Origin of the sequence: Cobetia sp. SIMBA_158, assembly GCF_046566945.1 — a bacterium.
GTDB lineage: Bacteria > Pseudomonadota > Gammaproteobacteria > Pseudomonadales > Halomonadaceae > Cobetia > Cobetia amphilecti.
Map to the genome: position 1 here is coordinate 1 of NZ_JAWJYL010000602.1, position 259 is coordinate 259.

A 259-nucleotide genomic window follows, 5' to 3' on the forward strand; every position below is an offset into this window, starting at 1 on the left:
TCAAGCCTTATGGATCAAAACTTACCACCCAGTGGTTGGCTAAGCCCGGTATATAACGTTCAAAAAAATAATGATGCACCTAGCAGTGAGTTTACTTTAAACATAGACATAGATGTGGGGTTAGAGCTTGTTGATATAACCTCTAAACATCACCGTATTAATTTTAATAATCCCGCGTTTGGGCAATATAAAATAGCACTGAACGATACAAATGGGGCTAATCGTGACTTTGTTTTAGCGTTTAAGCCGCTTCAAAAAG

General features: G+C 37.8%; 1 protein-coding gene. It reads left to right on the plus strand.

What is annotated here, in order from left to right:
* Positions 1–259 (plus strand): hypothetical protein (locus R2R70_RS21240; protein WP_410979085.1); only part of this gene is annotated, 259 nt, incomplete at both ends.